Raw genomic sequence first — 20937 nt, forward strand, 5'->3', positions numbered from 1 at the left:
AACCGGGGGCCGATTCTCATCGACCCCCGGAAGCTTCGAGCCAGGACGATAACCCGAATATCGCCCTGACTCGCCCCCGGAACGCAAGCCCGCTTACCCTAGTCGGCCTGCATCCGGCGGTGTAACTCAAAGAGACACACCTAGCACTGTCTATAGTGCTGAACCGTCGACACCCGCACAGTAGGTATTTCGGTGGACATTCTCGCGAACGGTTACAGCGAGTATTCAGATTCCACCCAGAGAAGCCTCAAGGAGAGAAGCCTCAAGGAGAGAAGCCTCACCCAGAGAAGCTCACGCAGAGAAGGAACGCCAGGCGCCGGCATCCGGATGCAGCGGGCCGCGCAGTGACCGTTGGCTCCGCTCCCAGGCCGACGGATCGGCTCGCACGTCGTCGTGCAGCTCGGCGAGCTCTTCGTCGACCGCGGCGTCGATCACCGCGGTGACGGCGGCGAGCTCTTCGGCGGTGACGCCCCGCGTGAGCACCCGGATCGCCGGTTCGGAGTCGGAAGTCGGGGTCGAGTCGTTCACATCGACGAGGCTACATTAGAACCCTGGCTTCGGAGGGGAATCGTCGGCATGAGCAACACCATCGCATTCGCGGGCCGCTACCTCAGGTCGGTGCCCCTCAGCATCGCGTTCGCCGCCATCATCGTGGTGACAGCGCTGGTGACCGGAACGTTCTTCGGCGAGGCCTCCGCCGACACCCAGGCCTACTGGAGCGCCGGTGTCATCACCGTGGTCGAGATGGGCCGGTGGTACACGATCTTCACCGCCCTCTTCATTCCCTGGGACCCGTTCCAGCTCATCGGCTGCGTGCTCGCGGCGCTCGTGCTGATGGGCGTCGCCGAGCGCATCCTGGGCCGGCGACGCCTGATTCCGGTGTTCTTCGCCACCGGCATCGTGGGTGTGGGGCTCGGAGTGCTCGTGCAGTGGATCGGGTCGCTCGCGGGCGAGTGGTGGGCCGACGGCACGAGCGCCGACCTCACCATGGACCCGCTGACCCCCATCGTCGGCTCGCTGCTCGTGGCGAGCGCGTTCATGGGCCCGCTCTGGCGCCGCCGGGTGCGTCTGGTGACCTTCGGACTGCTCATCATGTTCGCCCTCTACGACGGCGACACCTCGACCGTCTACCGGCTGATCGCCGCGATCGCCGGCGTGGTGATCGGGCACTTCCTCAGCGCTCGCCGCCACCGCATCGTGCTGCTGCGCAGCTCGTTCGGCGAGGTGCGGGTGCTCATCGCCGCCATCGTGCTGATCACCGCCATCGGCCCCCTCATCTCGCTGCTGAACCCCGACGGCAGTGGCGCGTTCGGTCTCGCCGGTAGCTTCTACGGCGACATCTTCCCGAGTGCCGCCGACATCGACGACTTCTGCTCCACCGCCACCACCGGAGTGTGCGACGACATGCAACGACTGGCCGCCCTCGGCGGGGTCGGGCCCGTCGTGCAGACGTTCGTGCCGCTCGCCCTGCTGCTCGTGTCGGCCTGGGGGCTGCGCAAGGGCCGCCGGTTCGCGCTCTGGCTGGGCATCGTCACCAACCTCGCCCTGATCGCGCTGGCCTTCGTGTTCCTCGGCCTCGTGGTGTCGCTCGCCGCCGGTGTGGCCTCGGCCGACGACTCGGCGACCGAGCTGCAGCCGGTCGACGTCGGGGAGTACATCGTGTGGGGCGGGTCGACGGTCGCCGTTCCGCTCGCCGTGGCGATCCTGCTGTTCGTCACCCGCAAGCGGTTCCAGATCAGGGCTCCCCGCGAGGCGTTCATCCGTTTTCTCGTCGTGGTGGTGGGCGCGCTCGCCATTCTCTCTATCGTCAACGTCGGCGTCGGCGCGGTCACCCTCGACAGCTACTCGCCGCCCGGAACGACCATCGTCGAGCTCGTGTTCGACCTGCCGCGCCGCTTCCTGCCGGTCACCCTCGTGGGCGTCACCGGCGACGTCGTCGTGCCCGCGGCGGGAGTGGCGCTCTTCGTCTTCCAGTGGATCGGCCCGGTGTTCTGGCTCATCTTCACGATCGCCTCGTTCCAGCTGCTCACGTCGACCGAGCACGCCGTGAAGGTGGGCGACCACCAGCGCATCCGGGCTCTGCTCCGCCGGGGCGGCGGCGGAACGCTCGGCTGGATGACCACCTGGCCGGGCAACGTCTACTGGTTCAACGAGGCCGGCGACGCGGCGGTGGCCTATCGGGTCATCAACGGGGTGGCGATCACGATGTCCGACCCGGTCTGCCGCGAGGGCGACGACGAGGCGACGGTGCGCGCCTTCGCGGCGTTCTGCGACGCCCACAGCTGGACGCCGGTGTTCTACAGCGTGCACGAGAACGTCGTGCCCGTGTTCGACGCGATGGGGTGGCAACGGATGTCGGTGGGCGAAGAGACCCTCATGCACCCCCAGTCGCTCGAGATGACGGGCAAGTCGTGGCAGAACGTGCGGTCGGCGCTCAACCGCGGCGTGCGCGAGGGCATGACCACGCTCTGGACGACCTACGACGAACTGCCGCGCACGATGATCGCGCAGATCAACGCGATCTCGGAAGCCTGGGTGTCTGAGAAGGAGCTGCCCGAGATGGGGTTCACCCTCGGCGCGCTCGAAGAGATCAAAGACCCCGACGTCAAGCTCATGCTCGCCCTCGACGCCCAGGGCCGCATCGCCGCCGTCACCAGCTGGCTGCCGATGTATCGCGACGGCGTGCCCGTGGGCTACACCCTCGACTTCATGCGCCGCGCCGACGAGTCGATGAGCGGCACAATGGAATACCTGATCGCGTCTGCGGCCCTGCACATGAAAGACGAGGGGGTCGAGGTGCTGAGCCTCAGTGGTGCGCCGCTCGCGGCCGCCCCCGTGGCATCCGGTGAGCCCGAGCCCGAACCCACGGTGATGACGGGGCTGCTCGAGTTCCTCGCCAAGACGCTCGAACCGGCCTACGGGTTCTCGTCGCTGTTCAAGTTCAAGGCGAAGTTCAACCCGACCTACTCGTCGATCTACATGGCCTACCCCGACCCGCTGGCCCTGCCCACCATCGGCGGCGCCATCGGCCGTGCCTACCTGCCGTCGATGTCGCCGAAGGAGGCCGTCTCGCTCGTGCGGACGCTCGTGCGCTGAGCCGGGTTCACGCAGCCAGGGCTTTCCCGTGGCCCCGGTAGGGTTTTCTGTGGGCGATCGAGCCAATCGAGCGCGATCGAGCGCCCTCGAGCGAGAGGAAACCATGACCTGGTTAGTCACCGGCGGAGCAGGCTACATCGGATCGCACGTCGTGGCGGCGTTGCGCGAGGCCGGCATGCCGAGCGTCGTGCTCGACGACCTCTCGAGCGGGCACGCCTCGTTCGTGCCCGACGACGTGCCGTTCGTGCGGGGCAGCATCCTCGATGCCGCGCTGGTGCGCCAGACCATCGCCGAGCACGCGGTGACCGGCGTCATCCACATCGCCGGCTTCAAATACGCGGGTGTCTCGGTGCAGCGGCCGCTGCACACCTACGAGCAGAACGTCACCGGCATGGCCGTGCTGCTGAAGGAGATGCAGGATGCCGGTGTCGACCGGGTGGTCTTTTCCTCCAGCGCCGCGGTCTACGGAACGCCCCCGACCGACATCGTGACCGAGGAGACCCCGAAGGCTCCGGAGAGCCCCTACGGCGAATCGAAGCTCATCGGCGAGTGGCTGCTGCGCGACCAGGGCATCGCGGCAGGCCTGCGGCATACCTCGCTGCGCTACTTCAACGTCGTCGGCTCGGGCAGCCTCGACCTCTACGACACCAGCCCGCACAACCTCTTCCCGCTCATCTTCGACGCGCTGCTCGCCGGTCGCACGCCGCGCATCAACGGCGACGACTACCCGACGCCCGACGGCACCTGCGTGCGCGACTACATCCACGTCGCCGACCTCGCGCTGGCGCACGTCGAGGCCGCCAGAAAGCTGGATGCCGGCGACACCCTCGAGCCCGCCTACAACCTCGGCTCGGGAGACGGCGTCTCGGTGAAACAGATCATGACGGCCGTGGCCTCGGCCACCGGCATCCCGTTCACGCCCGAGATCGCGCCCCGTCGCCCCGGCGACCCGGCGCGCATCGTGGCCACCGGCGACCTCGCCGCCCGCGACCTCGACTGGCGCATGCGCCACACCCTCGACGACATGGTCGTCTCGGCCTGGCAGGCCCGCGAGGCGGCAGCGACCGTCTGAGCGAACGGCCGCCCCTCTTCCGACCGAGCCGAGCGCGTCTTCCGACCGAGCCGAGCGCGCCGTCCCTAGAGCGGGATGTTCCCGTGCTTCTTGGGCGGCAGCGAGGCCCGCTTGGTCTTGAGCGCGCGAAGCGCCTTCGTCACGGCGACGCGTGTGGCGGCCGGCTCGATGACCCCGTCGAGCTCGCCGCGCTCGGCGGCCAGGAACGGGGATGCCACGTTGTAGGTGTATTCGTTCGCGAGCTTGGTGCGCACGGCCACGACGTCTTCGCCCGCCTCTTCGGCGCGCTTGATCTCGCCGCGGTAGAGGATGTTGACGGCGCCCTGCCCACCCATCACCGCGATCTCGGCGGTCGGCCAGGCGAGGTTGATGTCGGCGCCGAGCTGCTTCGAGCCCATCACGATGTAGGCGCCGCCGTAGGCCTTGCGCAGGATGACGGTGACGAGCGGCACGGTGGCCTCGGCGTAGGCGTAGAGCAGTTTCGCACCGCGGCGGATGACGCCCGTCCACTCCTGGTCGGTGCCCGGCAGGTAGCCCGGCACGTCGACGAGCGTCAGGATCGGAATCGAGAACGCGTCGCAGAACCGCACGAACCGCGAGGCCTTCTCGCCCGCTTCGATGTTGAGCGTGCCCGCCATCGAGTTCGGCTGGTTCGCCACGATGCCGACCGAGCGCCCCTCGATGCGCGCAAACCCCACCACGATGTTGGGCGCGTAGAGCGGTTGGGTCTCGAGGAAGTCGCCGTTGTCGACGAGGTGCTCGATCACCGTGTGCACGTCGTAGGGCTGGTTGGGGGAGTCGGGGATGATCGTGTTGAGCTTGCGGTCGGCATCCGTGATCTCGAGCTCGACCTCGCTGTCGTAGACCGGCTGCTCGGCCAGGTTGTTCTGCGGCAGAAAGCTCAGCAGGGCGCGGGCGTAGTCGAGCGCGTCGTCTTCGTCGCTCGCGAGGTAGTGTGAGACGCCCGAGACGCTGTTGTGGGTGAGCGCGCCGCCGAGCTCCTCCATGCCGACATCCTCGCCCGTGACGGTCTTGATGACGTCGGGGCCGGTGACGAACATCTGGCTGGTCTTGTCGACCATGATCACGAAGTCGGTGAGGGCGGGGGAGTAGACCGCGCCGCCCGCGGCCGGGCCCATGATGATGGAGATCTGCGGGATGACGCCCGACGCGGCCGTGTTGCGGCGGAAGATCTCGCCGTACTTGCCGAGCGCCACGACACCCTCCTGGATGCGCGCGCCGCCGGAGTCGAGCATGCCGATGATGGGCACGCCGGTCTTCAGCGCCAGATCCATCACCTTGATGATCTTCTCGCCGGCCACTTCGCCGAGCGACCCGCCGAAGATCGTGAAGTCCTGCGCGTAGACGGCCACCTGGCGGCCGTGGATGGTGCCGGTGCCGGTGACGACCGCGTCGCCGTAGGGCCGCGACTTCTCCATGCCGAAGGCGTGGGTGCGGTGGCGCACGAACTCGTCGAGCTCGACGAACGAGCCGTGGTCGAGCAGCTGCTCGATGCGCTCGCGGGCGGTCTTCTTGCCGCGCTTGTGCTGCTTCTCGATGGCGGCTTCACCCGACGCCGTCACGGCCTCGTGATAGCGGTTCTTCAGGTCGGCCAGCTTGCCCGCCGTGGTGTACATGTCGGGCTCGGTCGTTGCGTCTTCACTCACGCCGTTCACTCTACCGGCCAGGGGTTGGGGCATCCGGTTGCCGAAACCCTACAAAAGGGGCGGGTGCGCTTGTGCGGCGAGCGGCAGCCGGGGCGCGGAGGGCCTGACGCTCCGGATGCCGCGTCCGGTAGCTTTGCGGCATGGCGCACCGTTCCTTCCCGCTCTCCGAGGCCACCGTGCCGAAGCTCGTCTGGCGGCCGCAGGCGGGGTCGACCAACGTCGAACTCGTCGAGGCGGCCACGGGGGCCGACGCGGCTGACTGGCCCGACCTCTCCGTGCTCGCGACCGACGACCAGGTCGCGGGGCGCGGCCGGCTCGGCCGCACCTGGACCGCACCGGCCGGTCGGTCGCTCGCCATCTCGGTGCTGCTGCGGCCGCGCCGGGTCTCGGGCGAGGCCGTGCCGCTCAACCGGTACGGCATGCTGCCCCTGCTGGCGGGGGTCGCGATGTCGCAGGTGGTCGGCCGGCTCGTCGGGTCGGCGCACATCAGCAACCAGCAGCATGCGGCTGAGAAGGTGTCGCTCAAGTGGCCGAACGACGTGCTGATCGGCGACCGGAAGGTCTGCGGCATCCTGGCCGAACTGCTGCCGGAGGGTCAGGGCGTCGTGATCGGTGCGGGCATCAACCTCACGCTGACCGCCGACGAACTGCCGACGCCGGTCGCGACCTCGCTCGCGCTGGCGGGCGTGCACGCGGTGTCGGCCGACGCGGTGCTCGCGGGGTATCTGCGCGATCTGTCGGTGCTCTACCGGCACTGGCTCGCGGCCGACGGCGATGCGGTGGCGAGCGGTGTGCTCGAGGCGGCGGTGCGGATGTCGGGCACCCTCGGGCGCCGGGTGCGCGTCGAGCTGCCCGGCGGCGAGGTGAAGACGGGGGTCGCCCGGTCGATCGACGAGACGGGGCGGCTGGTGGTGGAGGTCGACGGGGCGGCGGATCCGCTCGTGGTCGCGGCGGGCGATGTGACGCATCTCCGGCACGATGACAGCTGAGATCGCGATTCGCGGTAAAGAATGGCCCCATGGCCAAATCGTCGCCCGGAGCGGACTCGTTCGAGTCGGTGCTGCGCGGCGACGCCGCGAGGGGGGCTGACGGGGGCGGTGCGGCTGGCGGGTCAGGGCCTTCTGCATCGCCACAGGGCCGGCCGAGCCGCCGGGAGCGAAAAGAGGCGCGCGCCCGCTCGGAGGCCGCGCGGGCCGAAGTCGCCCGCGCCGAAGCTGCCCGCGGTGGGCGGGGCGTGGCCGACACGGCGGCGACCGAACGCTTCGGCTGGGGAGCGGCCACCTTCGAGGGCGACGCATCGCTCTATGAGAGCGGAAGCCGCGTCGGCTCGCCCTACGCGGTCGCCGGATCGGGCAACTCCTACTCTCCGCCGCAATACGACGACATGGCGGGCTACACCTCGGCGGTCGAGCCGCCGCGCCCCACGACGCCCGAGGCCATCATCGCCCGCACGAGGCCGCATGCACGTCGGCTGACGATCCCGGTGCTGCTGCTGTTCGCCACGACCGCGGCTTACGGATGGTTCGGCGGCCGGTTCCCCGAGGAGTGGCAGAACTGGGCAGCGCTCGCCGCCGCCGGGGCCCTCGTGTTCTTCGGAGTGCTGCTGCCGTTCCTGGCCTGGGTCGGCCACCGCTACACCATCACCACCCGCCGCATCATCGCGCGCCACGGCCTCGTCGTGCGCCACCGCCAAGACGTCTACCTCGCCCGCATCAGCGACGTTCGCCTGCGCCGCACCCCCCTCCAGGCCGCCTTCGCCTCGGGCAACGTGCGGGTCGTGGCGGGCCCCGACCTCGTCCTCATCATCCACGACGTTCCCTCAGCCCGCCTCGTCGCCGACCTCCTCGGCGACCTCACCGAGCACCCCACCCCGCCCTCCCACCTCCCCCCACCCTGACCGCCGCGGCGCTCTGCCGCCCGCCGCTCCGCCCCGCGCCCGCTCGCCCCGCGCTCGCCCGCCCCGCCCCGTCCCGCCGCCCAGCGCTAGCCCCGCCCCGCTCTGCCCCGCCCTAGGGAGGCCGCTGGCCCCGCGCTCCCCGCCGGGAGGCCACTCCGGCCTCCCGACCACCAATCGGACTCCCGAACAGGCGGGTGGTGTCTCCCTTCCCGCAGGCCCGCGCTCGCCCCCCCCTCAGCCGTCAGGAGGCCGTCGACCTCTCTCCCGCGCTCGGGTGGCCGCCACGACCTCCCGAACCACGAACGGCCTCCCGACCGACCGCAACGTGCTCACCGAACCGCGACCCGCGCCGCGCGTGGCGCGCGCCCGCCGGACGCCGGCCACGGCACCGCACGCAACAGGCCGCGCTCGACGACCCAGGGTGAGCGGGTGGCCGCGCCAGCGACCGCCCGCTCACATGTCGCCCGGCGCCGGGCAGGGACCGGCGCCGCCCGGCGAGGCCGCGCGAAGCACGGCCCCGCCGGCAGCCAGCACCGTAAACTGACACAGTGACTTTTCGAGTAGGCGTTATCGGTGGCGGACAGCTCGCGCGCATGATGGTGCCGCCCGCGATCGAGTTGGGGATCGACATCCGGGTGCTGGCCGAGACCGAGGGCATGGCGGCATCCATCGCCGCGACCGCGGTCGGCGACTACACGAACCTCGACACCGTGCGCGAGTTCGCCAAAGACGTCGACGTCGTCACGTTCGACCACGAGCACGTGCCCCAGTCGGTGCTGCGCGCCCTCGTGGCCGACGGGGTGACGGTGCACCCTGGTCCGGATGCGCTGCAGTTCGCCCAAGACAAACTGCGCATGCGGGAGCGGCTCGGCGAGCTCGGCATCCCGATGCCCGACTGGGCTCGGGTGTCGACGGCGGCCGAACTCGACGACTTCATCGCCGATCACGGCGGACAGGCGGTGGTGAAGACCGCGCGCGGCGGCTACGACGGCAAGGGCGTGCGGGTCGTCACGAGTGCCGCCCAGGTGGAGGAGTGGTTCCTCGCGCTCGACGAAGACGGGGGTCCGAGCGAGGCGGGCGGCGCGCTGCTCGCCGAGGAGCTCGTCGACTTCCGGCGCGAACTCGCCCAGCTGGTGGCCCGGCGGCCGAGCGGAGACGTCACGCTCTGGCCCGTCGTCGAGTCGGTGCAGCAGAACGGCGTGTGCGCCGAGGTCATCTCGCCCGCACCCGGTTCGGCCGGGCGGGTCGCTGAGATGGCCGCGCGCATCGGCACCACGATCGCCGAGGAGCTCGGCGTGACCGGTGTGCTCGCGGTCGAGCTGTTCGAGACGACGGATGAGCGCATCCTGGTGAACGAGCTCGCGATGCGCCCGCACAACACCGGCCACTGGTCGATCGACGGCAGCACGACGAGCCAGTTCGAGCAGCACCTGCGGGCCGTGCTCGACCTGCCGTTCGGCGCGACGGGCCAGCGCGATGCGTGGTCCGTGATGATCAACATCCTCGGCGGCCCGGCCGACGGCGAACTCGACGGCCCGACGGCACGCGCGATGGCCGATCAGCCGGCGGCCAAGGTGCATCTCTATGGCAAACAGCCCCGCCCGGGCCGCAAGATCGGGCACGTCACGGTGAGCGGAGAAGACCTCGACGAGGTTGTCTTCCAGGCGCGTGCCGCTGCGGCGTTCTTCCAGAACTGAGACCTACCATTGGGCCTATGCCCGAAGCCAATCCCGTCGTGGGCGTCGTCATGGGGTCGGATTCCGACTTCACCGTCATGAGCGATGCCGTGCAGGTGCTCGCCGATTTCGGCGTGCCCTGCGAGGTGCAGGTCGTGTCGGCGCACCGCACGCCCGAGAAGATGATCGCCTACGGCAAGCAGGCCCGCGAACGCGGCCTCAAGGTGGTGATCGCCGGCGCCGGCGGGGCGGCCCACCTGCCCGGAATGCTCGCCTCGGTCACCACGCTCCCCGTCATCGGCGTGCCCGTCCCGCTCTCGCGGCTCGACGGCCTCGACTCGCTGCTCTCGATCGTGCAGATGCCCGCCGGCATCCCGGTGGCCACCGTCTCGATCGGTGGCGCGAAGAACGCCGCCCTCATCGCTGTCAGCATTCTGTCGACATCGGATGCTGAGCTTGCCGACAGACTCGACGCCTACCGCACCGAGCTCCGCGAGCTCGTCGAACAGAAGAACACGGATCTCCAAGCCCGCCTATGACCGCCTCCGCATCCGCCGCGCATTCCACCGCGAACGCCACCGCCAGCCCCATCCGTTACCCCGACACGTCGTCACCCAAGGCGATGACGGTGCGCGGCTGGTGGCTCGTCGTGCTCAACTTCGTGATCCCGGGCTCGGCGCAGGTGCTGGCCGGCAACCGCAAGCTCGGGCGGTTCGGCCTCTACTTCACGTTCGCGCTGTGGGTGATGGCCATCCTCGGCATCGTCATCTATCTCATCTGGCCGCAGGTGATCTTCTCGATCGCCACCAACCCGATTCCGCTCGGCCTGGTGCAGGTGGTGCTCGGCGTCTATGCGGTGCTGTGGGTCATCCTCACCCTCGACACGCTCCGGCTGGTGCGACTCGTGCGGGTCGGCACGCGGGCTCGGCCGTGGCTGGCGGTGTTCTCGGTGCTGCTGCTCGTCGTGACATCCGGTGGCGCCGCAGCCGGCGCCTACTTCGCCAACGTCGCCCAGAGCGGGCTGAACGCCGTGTTCTCGGCGCAGGCCGCGGCCGAGCCGCCGGTCGACGGGCGCTACAACATCCTGCTGCTCGGCGGCGACGCCGGACCCGACCGCGACGGCATGCGCCCCGACAGCATGACCGTGGTGTCGATCGAGGCCGACACCGGCCGGGCCACGATGATCGGCATCCCGCGCGACCTGCAAGACGTGCCGCTCGCCGAGGGCTCGCCCCTGATCGGCAGCGACTACGCGCCCGACGGCAGCTACGACTGCGGCAGCGACTGCCAGATCAGCTTCCTCTACCCGCGCGTGATGGCTTTCAATCCCGACATGTACCCGAACGCCGAGGCCGAGGGCTCGAACTCGGGCGTCGAGGCCACGAAGGATGCGATCGAGGGCGCGCTCGGCATCACCATCCAGTACTACGTGATGATCGACATGCAGGGCTTCTCCGACCTCATCGACGCGCTCGGCGGCGTCGACATCAACGTCACCGAGGCGCTGCCCATGGGCGGCGACGAAGACGGCAACGAGATCGAGGGCTGGATCTGGCCCGGCCAGCAGCACATGAACGGCTACACGGCCTTGTGGTACGCCCGCTCGCGGCACACGACGAGCGACTACGACCGGATGCAGCGCCAAGGCGAACTGCAGACCGCCATCCTGCAGCAGTTCCAGCCGGTGAACGTGCTCACCAAGTTCCAGGGCATCGTCGAGGCCGGCACGCAGGTCGTGCAGACCGACATCCCGCAGTCGACCCTGTCGTACTTCATCGACCTGGCGCTCAAGACCAAAGACCTGCCGATCGACCGCGTCGACCTCACGCCGCCCCTGATCGACCCCGAAGACCCCGACTGGGATGTCGTGCGCTCCACGGTCTCGAGCGCCCTCGTGCTCTCCACCGCCACCGATACCGCCCAGTAGCCCCCACCTCGTTGAGTTGCGCCGAAGTGCCCATCCGCACACGCGGGATGGGCACTTCGGCGCAACTCGGCGAGAAGTAGAGGCGCGGGGCTAGAGGTCGGCGTGCAGCTGCCAGACCTTGTCGGCGGAGTCGCGCCACGAGAAGGCGCGCGCCCGGTCGAGGCCCGAGATCGAGAGGCGGTTGCGCAGGGCGGCATCCGTCGTCACGGTGTGGATGGCATCCGCCAGCTGGCCCGGGAACTCCGAGGGCGTCGTGCGCTCCACCACGAACGTCGAGCCCGCCGCCACCTCGAGCAGCGCCGGCACATCGGCGTGGATGACGGGGGTGCCGAAGTTGAAGGCCTCGATCAGCGGCAGGCCGAAGCCCTCGGCCTGGCTCGGGTAGACGAACACGGTCGCCCGCTCCAGCGTGAGCGCGAGGTCGGAGTCGCTCAGAAAGCCGAGCACCCGGATGCGCGCGGGGTCGACGCCGGCGGCCGCCGCGACCGACGCCACGTCGACCTCACCCCAGCCCTCGGGCCCCGCGATCACGAGCGGCAGGTCGTCGGTCGCGGGCTCGGCCAGGGCCTCGATGAGCGCGGCGAGGCCCTTGCGGGGCTCGAGGGTGCCCACGGCGAGGATGTAGCGCTCCGGCAGCCCGAGCGCGAGCGCGCGTTCTGCGGGGTCGAGCGGCAGCCGCAGCTCGTCGCTGACGGCGCCGCCGATCACGCGGATGCGGTCGCCGAAGTTGAAGTACTGCGACAGCTCCTGGGCGACGGCGTGGGTCGGCACCACGATCGCGTCGGCGAACTTGGCCGCGCGCTTGGCCATGGCCTTGTGCCAGGTGACGCCGCGCGGGGTGAGGGTCTCCGGATGCGTCCACGGCACCACGTCGTGAATGGTGACGGCCGTCTGCGTGCCGAGCTCTTCGCGGCGGTCGTGCCGCCGCATCGGGGCGAGCAGGCTGGTGGCGTGCACCATGCCGCCGCCGGAGGAGCCGATGATGCCGTGCTGCCAGGCGGCCGAGAGCTCGCGCCGCGGCAACGAGGCGCGGTGCAGGTCGGCGAGGCCGGGCAGGCGCTCACGCACCGACGCGACCGTCTCGGGCGGCACCGCCGAGATGATGCCCTCGACGTCGCAGTCACGCGGCGCGGTGGCGATGAGCTGCTTGGTGAGCTCGAGGGTGTAACGACCGATGCCGCCGGGAACGGGGGCGACCAGCTGGTCGACGATCACCCGCAGCGTGGCCATTATTCTCCAAAAACTCCCGAGGAGACTGCGTCGTGTAAAGCAGCCCGCCAGTCACGCATGGGCTCTAATCCTGCTCGGGACCACGCGTCGTGCCCGAGCACGGAGTACACGGGACGCGGGGCAGGACGAACAAACTGCGAACTGTCTGTGGGCTTGACTTTATCAGGGTCGAGTCCCGCTTCCTGAAAGGTTGCCTGGGCGAAATCGAACCAGGAGCCCTGCCCGGAATTGGTGCCGTGATAGATGCCGGCCGGGGCATCCGAGTCGACCAGCTGCACCAGTTGGCGGGCGAGATCGGCCGTCCAGGTGGGCTGCCCGACCTGGTCGTGCACCACCGTCACGGTGTCGCGCTCGCGCCCGAGGCGCAGCATGGTGGCCGGGAAGTTGGCCCCGTTGCGGCCGTAGAGCCAGGCCGTGCGCACGACGTAACCGCCGGCCGGGTTGAGCCGCAGCACGGCCTCCTCGCCGTCGGCCTTGGTGCGGCCGTAGGCGTTAAGCGGGTCGCGCGGCTCGTCTTCGGGGTAGGGCGAGGTGGCCGAGCCCTGAAAGACGTAGTCGGTCGAGATCTGCACGAGCTTGGCGTCGTTCGCGGCCGTCGCCGCGGCGAGCGTCGCCGGGCCGATCGCGTTCACCGCGTGGGCGGTCGCTTCGTCGGTCTCGGCGGCATCCACCGCGGTGTAGGCGGCGCAGTTGAACACGACGTCGACGCCGGCGAGAGCGGATGCCACGGCCGAGGCATCGGTGATGTCGAGTTCTGCGCGCGAGAGCGCCACCACGTCGCGCCCGTCGAGGGCCTCGACGAGGTCGTGGCCGAGCATGCCGGCGGCGCCGGTGATGAGGTAGCGGGTCATGACGATCTCAGCCCGCGGATCAGACGAGCGCGGCGCGGGCCTTGAGAGGCTCCCACCACGGGCGGTTGTCGCGGTACCACTGCACCACGTCGGCGAGGCCCTGCTCGAACGGCACGAGCGGCTCGTAGCCGAGCTCGGCCGTGATCTTCGAGATGTCGACCGAGTAGCGCAGGTCGTGGCCGAGGCGGTCGGCGACGCGGTCGACGTACGACCAGTCCTTGCCCGTGGCATCCAGCAGCAGCTGCGTGAGCTCCTTGTTGGTCAGCTCGGTGCCTCCGCCGATGTTGTAGATCTCGCCGGCGCGGCCCTTGGTGAGCACCAGGGCGATGCCGCGGGTGTGGTCGTCGACGTGCAGCCAGTCGCGGATGTTGTTGCCCTCGCCGTAGAGCGGCACGTGCTTGTCGTCGATGAGGTTCGTGACGAACAGCGGGATGACCTTCTCGGGGAAGTGGTAGGGCCCGTAGTTGTTCGAGCAACGCGTGATCGAGATGTTCATGCCGTGGGTGCGGTGGTAGCTGCGGGCGAGCAGGTCGCTGCCGGCCTTCGAGGCCGAGTAGGGCGAGTTCGGCTCGAGCGGGCGGTCTTCGGCCCACGAGCCCTCGGCGATCGAGCCGTAGACCTCGTCGGTCGACACGTGCACGAAGCGGGGCAGGTTGTTGCGCAGCGCCGCGTCGAGCAGCTGCTGGGTGCCGAGCACGTTGGTCTCGACGAAGATCGAGGCGTCGCGCACCGAGCGGTCGACGTGCGACTCGGCGGCGAAATGCACCACGGCGTCGAGGCCCGGGAAGAGGTCGTCGAGCAGCTGGCCGTTGCGGATGTCGCCGTGCACGAAGGTGAGGCGCGGGTTGTCTTTGACCGGAAGCAGGTTGTCGAGGTTGCCGGAGTAGGTCAGCGCGTCGAGCACGACCACCTCAGCGCCTTCGAGGCCGGGGTAGGCGTCTTCGAGAGTGCGTCGAACGAAGTTCGAGCCGATGAATCCGGCGCCGCCGGTCACAAGAATCTTCATGGTGGGGGATGTCTCCTCGCATCTATGTCGCCCTCGATTGTAGCGGGAGGCCCCTGTGCGCCTCGCCGGGCCTACTCCCCGGACCGGTTGCGGGGATTGCGCGACGCCAGGATCTCGCGCAGAGTCGGCAGCACCCGCTGATCCTTCGGCCGGTTGGCCGCCTGCTTCGAGCGGATGATGTCGGCCAGCGACGCGACCCGCACCGTGACACCGTGGATGTCGCCCGTGACCGCATCTCGCTTGAGGTCGTCGTAGCCGGTGGTTCCGTCCGGGACGAAGGAGATGTCGAGCTGGCCGAATTTCGTGGCGAGATTCCACACCGCGCTCTCGCCCAGCGACGTGCCCGTGTGATTGAGCGGAAGACCGGCGGGTTCCTCGCTCGTGTAGATCCGTGCGCCCAGTTCTCGGAGCGCCTCGGATAGACGACTGAGGTTGTCGGTCGACCGGGCAGGGGTGATGTCGATGTCTTGCGTGACAAAGGGCGCCGATTGCAGAATGGCGCCGTATCCGCCGATCACGACGAACTCGACACCATGTCGGGTCAAGCACTCGAGGATCGGCAGAGGCTCGAAAGGCATGTCAGGCGGTTGTCTCATTGAACTGGGAGACCATGTCGGAGTTGAGCGCGTTCCATCTTATCAGTTCATCATGGTTCTGAGTAAAACTCGAGTTCATTCGCGACTGCGCCTGCCTCCAATCGGATTCGTCGCGGTCGACGAGCATGACGTCGAGGTCGAGGCCCATCAGCCGCAGGTAGCGCATGACGTCGTCGAAGCTCGGAGACGTGCGGCCCGACTCGAGTCGCGCGATCGCCGACTGGGTCGTGCCGGCGAGGCGCGCCAACTCGGCCTGGGTCATGGCGACGCGCAGACGGCCCTCGCGGATCAGATCGTTTCCCATGCCATTCATGCAAACACTATACCAGAACTGCTATATAGCAGGACGGAGATGCGGGGTGTCGTGAGGCCGCACCCAGCCACCAGCCCCTAGAGTGGGCCCGTGACACAGCCGGACCAGGACGGCGCCGCCCGCCCCGGCCTCATCCTCCGCCTCATCAAAGATCAGAGAGTCGCGTTTCTGCTCGTCGGCGCCACCAACACCGGCGTCGGCTTTCTCTTCTTCATCGCCTTCGACCTCACCGTCGGCAACTGGCTCGACGACGCCGTCAACGAGACCATCGGCTCGCTCGCCACGCTGGCGTGCGCCCACGTGCTCGGCGTGCTCTTCGCCTTCGTGATGTACCGCCGGTTCGTGTTCCGGGTCACCGGTCACGTCTGGCGCGACCTGGCGCGATTCGAGAGCGTCTACCTGGTGGCGATCGTCATCAACGCGATCATCCTGCCGATCCTGGTGGGGTTCGGCTGGAACCGCATCCTCGCCCAGTTCTCGATCCTCATCATCACCACGCTCATCAGCTGGTTCGGGCACAAGGGCTTCTCGTTCCGCCGCGAGGCCGAAGCCGCCACCGAGGTCGAGCCCGGCCGACCCGGCGACACCGGCGACACCACAGGATCGGGGGCCGGCCGCTGATGCCCAAGCTCTCCGTGGTCATCCCCGCGTTCAACAACGCCGACTTCATCGTCGACACCGTGCGCTCGGTGCTCGACCAGCGCTACGGCGACTTCGAGCTCATCGTCGCCGACCACTCGTCGGCCGACGACACCCGAGCGCTGCTCGAGCGCTTCGCCGGCGACCCCCGCGTGACCCTGCTCGACACTCCGGCGGGCGGCGGCGCCGAGGCGAACTGGCGGCGGGTGACGGATGCCGCCACCGGTGACTACCTGAAACTCCTGCCCGGCGACGACCTGCTCTACCCCGGCGCCCTCGAGCTGCACGCCCACGCCCTCGACGCGCATCCGTCGGTCGTGCTCGTCTCGAGCCCACGCGACATCCTCGACGCCCGCGGCCGCGTCACCATCCGCAAACGCGGACTCCAGGGCGTGCCGCGCCGGGTGCAGCCCGGGGTCGAGGTCATCCGGCAGACCGTGCGCCGGGGCACGAACGTCTTCGGCGAACCCGGATGCGTCACCATGCGCCGCTCGGTGCTCGAGCAGGCCGGCGGCTGGGACGCTCGGTTCCCCTACCTCATCGACCAGACGAGCTACTCCAAGGTGCTGCTGCGCGGCGACTACCTGCCGGTCGATCGCGCGCTCGCGGGCTTCCGGGTGAACCAGGGGCAGTGGAGCGTGGCGCTGGTGAACGACCAGGCCGAGCAGGCCAAGGCCTACAACCGGTGGTGCCGCGAGCAGGCGCCCGACACCATCAGCGCCCGCGACGTCTGGATCGGCAACCGCCGCGCCGAAGTCATGGCCCTCGCGCGCCGCGCCTACTACACCGTCACCGCGAGCAGGATGCGAGCCGCATGAATACCCTCGACCGGGCCGCCGCCCGCCTCACCACCTGGCGCTGGTTCCCCTATGCGCTCGCCGCGCTGCTCTCGCTCGTCGCCGTCTGGTTCGGCCTCGACCTGTGGCACCTCGACTGGAGGGTGCCGCTCTACTACACGGGCGACGCCCTCGCGGTGGGCTCGCACTTCAAGACCATCATCGAGACCGGATGGTTCACCCACCAGCCCGACCTCGGCGCTCCCTACGGGCAGTTCTACAACGACTATCCGCAGGCCGACAACCTGCATTTCATCGCCGCGAGCGTGCTGCGGGTGTTCACGAGCGACTTCGGTGCCCTGATGAACATCTCTTTCGTGATCGGCTTCCCGCTCGCGGCCGTCACGGCGGTGTGGTTCCTGCGGCTGGTCGGCGTGAGCCGCACGCTCTCGGTCGCGCTCGGCGTCGCGTTCTCGATCGCGCCCTACCACTTCATCAAGGGCGAGGGCCACCTCTTCCTCGCCGCCTACTTCGTGGTGCCGCTCGCGCTCGGCATCCTCTACCTGGTGGCGACGGGGCAGCCCGTGTGGTCGCGGCGCATCCTCAGCCGGCGCAATCTCGCGACGGTCGGCATCCTGGTGCTGCTCGGCACGGCCTCGAGCTACTACTCGGTGTTCGTGGCCCTGGTGCTCGCGGTGGCGGGGCTCGCGAAGCTCTGGCAGACGCACGCCTGGCGGCGGTTCTTCGGCGCGGCCGCGGCCGGGCTGGTGATCGCCTTCACGATGTTCCTCAACCTGCTGCCCGACCTGATCTACCGCCTGGCCAACGGGGCCAACGAGGCGGTGCTCGTGCGCAGCCCACCCGAGGCCGAGCTCTACTCGTTCAAGATCGCGTCGCTGCTGCTGCCTGTTCCCGGGCACCGCTTCGCCCCATTCGCGAACCTGCGGCAGCTCTACGACACCTACTACCCGCTGCCCTCCGAGGCGCCGGCGCTCGGGCTCATCGCCGCGGCGGGATTCGTGGCGCTGATCGTGTTCGCCGTGTACTTCTTGCTCACCGCCGGCAAGACGCGGTGGCGGGCGCCGCGCAGCTACGTGCGCACCCTCTCGGTGCTGTCGGGGCTGACGCTCGTCGCCTTCCTGTTCGGCACCGTCGGGGGGCTCTCGACGTTGCTCTCGTTCGTCGACTTCCCGATCCGGTCGTGGAACCGCATCGCCATCCTGATCGCGATGCTCGCGCTCGCCGCCGTGGGGCTGCTGCTCGACCGCGCGGTGCGGTCGGTGATGCGCCGCGCCGAGCGGCGTGCCGCGGCGCGAGATGCCTCCGCGCTGGACGCCGCGAGCGGCTACGGCGGCATCGGCGCTTCCGCGGCATCCGCCGCCCGCCCCCGTCGTCGCTGGCTCGTCGCCGTGCCGCTCGCCGTGCTGCTCATGGTGCTCGCCGTCTGGGACCAGATTCCCCCCATCGACCACGCCGCCCGGGCGGCGACCGTGGCGAGCTTCGACTCCGACGAGGCGTTCACGAAGCAGGTCGAGCAGACGGTGGCGAGCGGATGCCTGCTCTACCAGTTGCCCTACATCGCCTTCCCCGAGTCGCCACCCGTCAACGGCGCCACCGATGCCGACGAGCTGCGGCCGTTCCTGCACTCCACCGATCTGCGCTGGTCGGCGGGCGGCATCAAGGGCCGGGCGCCGGTCGACGAGGTCGGCGCGCTGGCCTCGCTGCCTGTGCCGGCGCTCGTGATGGCGCTGAAGGGCATCGACGCGTGCGGCATCGTGGTCGACCGCGCCGCCTATGCCGACGGCGGCGCCGCGGTGGTCGACCAGCTCGAATCGGTGACCGGCGACGCCGCGTCGTCGTTCGACTCACCCGACGGCCGCTTCAGCTTCATCCGCACCGTGCCGTGATAGCTTCTGGTCTCGTGGACAATGTCGACGCGACCGCTTCCACGGTGTACTCCATCTCGGTCGTGGTGCCCGTGTATCAGGGCGAACGCACCCTCGCGGCGGTCGTGGCCGAGCTCGAGCCCTACACCCGCGGGGCGCGCACGCCCGATGGCGTCGCCTACCGCGTCTCGGAAGTGCTGCTCGTGCACGACAACGGCCCCGACCACTCCGACATCGTGATGCGCACGCTCGAGGTGCAGTATCCGTTCGTCAGCATCATCTGGCTGAGCCGCAACTTCGGTCAGCACGCCGCCACCATCGCGGGAATGGCGGCCTCGAAGGGCCGCTGGATCCTGACGATGGACGAAGACGGCCAGCACGACCCCGCCTCGATCGGCGCCTTCCTCGACACCGCCATCCGCGAGCGGGCGGGCGTGGTCTACGCCCGCTTCACCAACGAGCGCCCGCACGGGTTGTTCCGGGCGGCCGCGTCGCGGTCGTCGAAGCGGATGCTCGGGGCCGCGTTCCGCCTGCCCGACGCGAGCCAGTTCCAGAGCTACCGTCTCGTGCGCGGCGACGTGGGCCGCAAACTCGCGGGGTTCGCGGCGACCGGCGTCTACCTCGACGTCGCGCTGAGCTGGGTGACGAACCGGGTGGCCACGTCGCCGACCCGCCTGCGCACCGCCGACGGACGGGTGTCGGGCTATTCGCTGCCGGCCCTCTTCGCCTACTTCTGGCGCATGGTGCTCACGAGCGGCACCACGGGCCTGCGTTTCGTCAGCGTGCTCGGTGGCATCATCGCGGTGATCGGCGTGATCATCGCGATCTACATCATCGCGTCGCCGAACGTCGGGCAAGAGCCCGAGACGGCGGGCTGGGCGTCGCTCATCGTCGTCATCCTGCTCTGCTCGGGCGCCATCCTGGTGTCGCTCGGAGTGATCGCCGAATACATCGGGGTGTCGCTCAACGTGGCGATGGGGCGGCCCCTCTATCTGGTGGTCGACGACCCCGAGACGATCATGCCCGAAGACGAACCCGTCACGCCCGAGACCATGCGCTCGGCCGACACGGCCACCATCCCCTACCTCGACCCCGCTGAACCACAGGCAGTCCGGCCCGAACCGACCGTCGCTCCCCACGGAACGGAAAACCACCCCGGTGCCCGATGAGATCGTCTTCAGCCGCCCGCTGCGAACGCCCGACGAACTGCCGAACCTCGACACGGTTCTGCGGTCGGACCACTCGCACGGCGACGGCCCCTTCACCGCGACGGCGACCGCCCGGCTGAAGGTGGTGACCGGGGCGTCCGAGGCACTGCTCACCACGTCGTGCACGCACGCCCTCGACATGGCGTCGCTGCTGCTCGATCTCGGCCCCGGCGACGAGGTCGTGCTGCCGAGCTTCACGTTCCCCTCCGCGGCCACGGCGATCGTGCTGCGGGGAGCGACCCCGGTGTTCGTCGACATCGACTTCTCGACCGGCAACATCGACCCCGAGCAGGTCGCCGAGGCGCTGACCCCGCACACCAAGGCGGTGACCGTGATGCACTACGGCGGGGTGCCGGTCGACCTCGACGCCGTCGTCGGCATCGCCGAGCGCGCCGGCATCGCGCTGATCGAAGACAACGCCCACGGCCTGGGCGGCCGCGACGGGGAGCGCCGGCTCGGCACCGTCGGCGCCTTCGGCACGCAGAGCTTCCACGACACCAAGAACGTGCACTGCGGCGAGGGCGGCGCCCTGCTCATCAACGACGAGCGCTACGTCGAGCGCGCCGAGATCGTGCGCGAGAAGGGCACCAACCGCGCCCGCTTCCTGCGCGGTGCGGTCGACAAGTACACCTGGCAGGATGTCGGCTCGAGCTACCTGCTCAGCGAGCTCAACGCCGCCGTGCTCGACTCCCAGCTCGCCTCGTTCGACACCATCCAGGCCGCGCGCAACCGGGTCTGGAACGCCTATGCCGACGGTCTCGGCGACTGGGCCGACGACACCGAGGTGCGCCTGATGTCCGACGACCCGAACCTCGAGCACACCGCGCACCTCTTCTATGCGCTCATGCCCGACCACGAGGGGCAGTCGGGGCTCATCCAGCACCTCCGCGGTCTCGGCATCCGGGCGGCCTTCCATTACGTGCCGCTCGACTCCTCGCCCGCCGGCCGGCGTTTCGGCCGCACGGCGCATCCGCTCGACCGCAGCGAAGGGTTCTCGTCGCGCCTCGTGCGGCTGCCGCTCTGGGCCGGCATGACGGATGCGCAGGTCGAGCGCGTGATCGAGGGCGTGCGGTCGTACCGCTGAGGCGTGACAGCGG

General features: G+C 69.5%; 19 protein-coding genes. 12 read left to right on the top strand and 7 right to left on the bottom strand.

What is annotated here, in order from left to right:
• Window positions 1-291 precede the first annotated feature (291 nt).
• On the bottom strand, window positions 292-528 hold the full coding sequence (locus N1032_RS14020; protein ID WP_259539756.1) for an acyl-CoA carboxylase subunit epsilon: 237 nt from the start codon (window positions 526-528) through the stop codon (window positions 292-294).
• 48 nt (window positions 529-576) lie between these two features.
• On the opposite strand from N1032_RS14020, the gene N1032_RS14025 reads away from it, so the two are divergent.
• Both N1032_RS14025 and galE read left to right on the top strand, forming a co-directional pair.
• The gene (locus N1032_RS14025; protein ID WP_259539757.1) at window positions 577-3096 is read left to right on the top strand and encodes a phosphatidylglycerol lysyltransferase domain-containing protein; all 2520 of its coding nucleotides are present in this window, start codon (window positions 577-579) and stop codon (window positions 3094-3096) included.
• Window positions 3097-3199: 103 nt separating this feature from the next.
• On the top strand, window positions 3200-4168 hold the full coding sequence (galE, locus tag N1032_RS14030) for a UDP-glucose 4-epimerase GalE (RefSeq protein ID WP_259539758.1): 969 nt from the start codon (window positions 3200-3202) through the stop codon (window positions 4166-4168).
• 65 nt (window positions 4169-4233) lie between these two features.
• On the opposite strand, the gene N1032_RS14035 is transcribed toward galE, so the two are convergent.
• Entirely contained in the window at window positions 4234-5805 is a 1572-nt protein-coding gene (locus N1032_RS14035; RefSeq protein WP_259540175.1) for an acyl-CoA carboxylase subunit beta, read from the bottom strand.
• A 170-nt stretch (window positions 5806-5975) separates the two neighbouring features.
• Here N1032_RS14035 and N1032_RS14040 point away from each other — a divergent pair, with 170 nt between their 5' ends.
• The 5 genes from N1032_RS14040 (at window position 5976) to N1032_RS14060 (ending at window position 11335) form a co-directional block, all read left to right on the top strand.
• Entirely contained in the window at window positions 5976-6824 is an 849-nt protein-coding gene (locus tag N1032_RS14040; protein ID WP_259539759.1) for a biotin--[acetyl-CoA-carboxylase] ligase, read from the top strand.
• A 29-nt stretch (window positions 6825-6853) separates the two neighbouring features.
• Window positions 6854-7732, top strand: a complete 879-nt coding sequence (locus tag N1032_RS14045) for a PH domain-containing protein (protein WP_259539761.1) — start codon at window positions 6854-6856, stop codon at window positions 7730-7732.
• A 548-nt stretch (window positions 7733-8280) separates the two neighbouring features.
• A complete protein-coding gene (locus tag N1032_RS14050; RefSeq protein ID WP_259539762.1) occupies window positions 8281-9429 on the top strand; it encodes a 5-(carboxyamino)imidazole ribonucleotide synthase in 1149 nt (382 codons plus the stop codon).
• 17 nt (window positions 9430-9446) lie between these two features.
• Window positions 9447-9947 carry a 5-(carboxyamino)imidazole ribonucleotide mutase gene (gene purE, locus N1032_RS14055; protein WP_259539763.1) on the top strand — a complete coding sequence of 167 codons (501 nt, stop codon included), beginning with the start codon at window positions 9447-9449 and terminating at the stop codon, window positions 9945-9947.
• Complete coding sequence (locus tag N1032_RS14060) at window positions 9944-11335, top strand: LCP family protein (RefSeq protein ID WP_259539764.1); 1392 nt, start codon at window positions 9944-9946, stop codon at window positions 11333-11335. Before purE ends, N1032_RS14060 begins: the two co-directional genes overlap by 4 nt.
• Window positions 11336-11425: 90 nt before the next feature.
• Here N1032_RS14060 and N1032_RS14065 read toward each other — a convergent pair whose 3' ends face one another.
• The 5 genes from N1032_RS14065 to N1032_RS14085 form a co-directional block, all read right to left on the bottom strand.
• The gene (locus tag N1032_RS14065) at window positions 11426-12565 is read right to left on the bottom strand and encodes a glycosyltransferase family 4 protein (RefSeq protein ID WP_259539766.1); all 1140 of its coding nucleotides are present in this window, start codon (window positions 12563-12565) and stop codon (window positions 11426-11428) included.
• A complete protein-coding gene (rfbD, locus tag N1032_RS14070; RefSeq protein WP_259539767.1) occupies window positions 12565-13416 on the bottom strand; it encodes a dTDP-4-dehydrorhamnose reductase in 852 nt (283 codons plus the stop codon). Before rfbD ends, N1032_RS14065 begins: the two co-directional genes overlap by 1 nt.
• A gap of 19 nt (window positions 13417-13435) precedes the next feature.
• Window positions 13436-14422, bottom strand: coding sequence for a dTDP-glucose 4,6-dehydratase (gene rfbB, locus N1032_RS14075; RefSeq protein WP_259539768.1), 987 nt, complete (start codon window positions 14420-14422; stop codon window positions 13436-13438).
• A 71-nt stretch (window positions 14423-14493) separates the two neighbouring features.
• A complete protein-coding gene (locus N1032_RS14080) occupies window positions 14494-14967 on the bottom strand; it encodes a hypothetical protein (RefSeq protein WP_259539769.1) in 474 nt (157 codons plus the stop codon).
• A gap of 34 nt (window positions 14968-15001) precedes the next feature.
• Entirely contained in the window at window positions 15002-15331 is a 330-nt protein-coding gene (locus tag N1032_RS14085) for a helix-turn-helix domain-containing protein (RefSeq protein ID WP_259539771.1), read from the bottom strand.
• Between the two features lie 90 nt (window positions 15332-15421).
• Between N1032_RS14085 and N1032_RS14090 the strand changes: the two genes are divergently transcribed.
• Genes N1032_RS14090 through rffA form a run of 5 tightly spaced genes read left to right on the top strand, consistent with a single transcriptional unit; the run spans window position 15422 to window position 20924 of the window.
• Window positions 15422-15952 carry a GtrA family protein gene (locus tag N1032_RS14090; protein ID WP_259539772.1) on the top strand — a complete coding sequence of 177 codons (531 nt, stop codon included), beginning with the start codon at window positions 15422-15424 and terminating at the stop codon, window positions 15950-15952.
• Entirely contained in the window at window positions 15952-16788 is an 837-nt protein-coding gene (locus tag N1032_RS14095; RefSeq protein ID WP_259539774.1) for a glycosyltransferase family 2 protein, read from the top strand. The genes N1032_RS14090 and N1032_RS14095 overlap by 1 nt, the downstream gene beginning before the upstream one ends.
• Window positions 16785-18653, top strand: a complete 1869-nt coding sequence (locus tag N1032_RS14100; RefSeq protein WP_259539776.1) for a hypothetical protein — start codon at window positions 16785-16787, stop codon at window positions 18651-18653. The genes N1032_RS14095 and N1032_RS14100 overlap by 4 nt, the downstream gene beginning before the upstream one ends.
• A 14-nt stretch (window positions 18654-18667) precedes the next feature.
• Entirely contained in the window at window positions 18668-19801 is a 1134-nt protein-coding gene (locus N1032_RS14105) for a glycosyltransferase (protein WP_259539778.1), read from the top strand.
• On the top strand, window positions 19791-20924 hold the full coding sequence (gene rffA, locus N1032_RS14110) for a dTDP-4-amino-4,6-dideoxygalactose transaminase (protein ID WP_259539779.1): 1134 nt from the start codon (window positions 19791-19793) through the stop codon (window positions 20922-20924). The genes N1032_RS14105 and rffA overlap by 11 nt, the downstream gene beginning before the upstream one ends.
• Window positions 20925-20937: the final 13 nt, after the last annotated feature.

This window comes from Herbiconiux daphne (assembly GCF_024979295.1).
Classification (GTDB): domain Bacteria; phylum Actinomycetota; class Actinomycetes; order Actinomycetales; family Microbacteriaceae; genus Herbiconiux; species Herbiconiux daphnes.

What these genes read in the sequence shown, in the direction of transcription:
- N1032_RS14035 (WP_259540175.1), bottom strand. Translation starts at nt 5,805, where the DNA reads ATGTACACCACGGCGGGCAAGCTGGCCGACCTGAAGAACCGCTATCAC.
- N1032_RS14040 (WP_259539759.1), top strand. Translation starts at nt 5,976, where the DNA reads ATGGCGCACCGTTCCTTCCCGCTCTCCGAGGCCACCGTGCCGAAGCTC.
- N1032_RS14085 (WP_259539771.1), bottom strand. Translation starts at nt 15,331, where the DNA reads ATGAATGGCATGGGAAACGATCTGATCCGCGAGGGCCGTCTGCGCGTC.
- N1032_RS14025 (WP_259539757.1), top strand. Translation starts at nt 577, where the DNA reads ATGAGCAACACCATCGCATTCGCGGGCCGCTACCTCAGGTCGGTGCCC.
- rfbB (WP_259539768.1), bottom strand. Translation starts at nt 14,422, where the DNA reads ATGAAGATTCTTGTGACCGGCGGCGCCGGATTCATCGGCTCGAACTTC.
- N1032_RS14100 (WP_259539776.1), top strand. Translation starts at nt 16,785, where the DNA reads ATGAATACCCTCGACCGGGCCGCCGCCCGCCTCACCACCTGGCGCTGG.
- N1032_RS14045 (WP_259539761.1), top strand. Translation starts at nt 6,854, where the DNA reads ATGGCCAAATCGTCGCCCGGAGCGGACTCGTTCGAGTCGGTGCTGCGC.
- galE (WP_259539758.1), top strand. Translation starts at nt 3,200, where the DNA reads ATGACCTGGTTAGTCACCGGCGGAGCAGGCTACATCGGATCGCACGTC.
- N1032_RS14095 (WP_259539774.1), top strand. Translation starts at nt 15,952, where the DNA reads ATGCCCAAGCTCTCCGTGGTCATCCCCGCGTTCAACAACGCCGACTTC.
- purE (WP_259539763.1), top strand. Translation starts at nt 9,447, where the DNA reads ATGCCCGAAGCCAATCCCGTCGTGGGCGTCGTCATGGGGTCGGATTCC.
- N1032_RS14065 (WP_259539766.1), bottom strand. Translation starts at nt 12,565, where the DNA reads ATGGCCACGCTGCGGGTGATCGTCGACCAGCTGGTCGCCCCCGTTCCC.
- N1032_RS14060 (WP_259539764.1), top strand. Translation starts at nt 9,944, where the DNA reads ATGACCGCCTCCGCATCCGCCGCGCATTCCACCGCGAACGCCACCGCC.
- rfbD (WP_259539767.1), bottom strand. Translation starts at nt 13,416, where the DNA reads ATGACCCGCTACCTCATCACCGGCGCCGCCGGCATGCTCGGCCACGAC.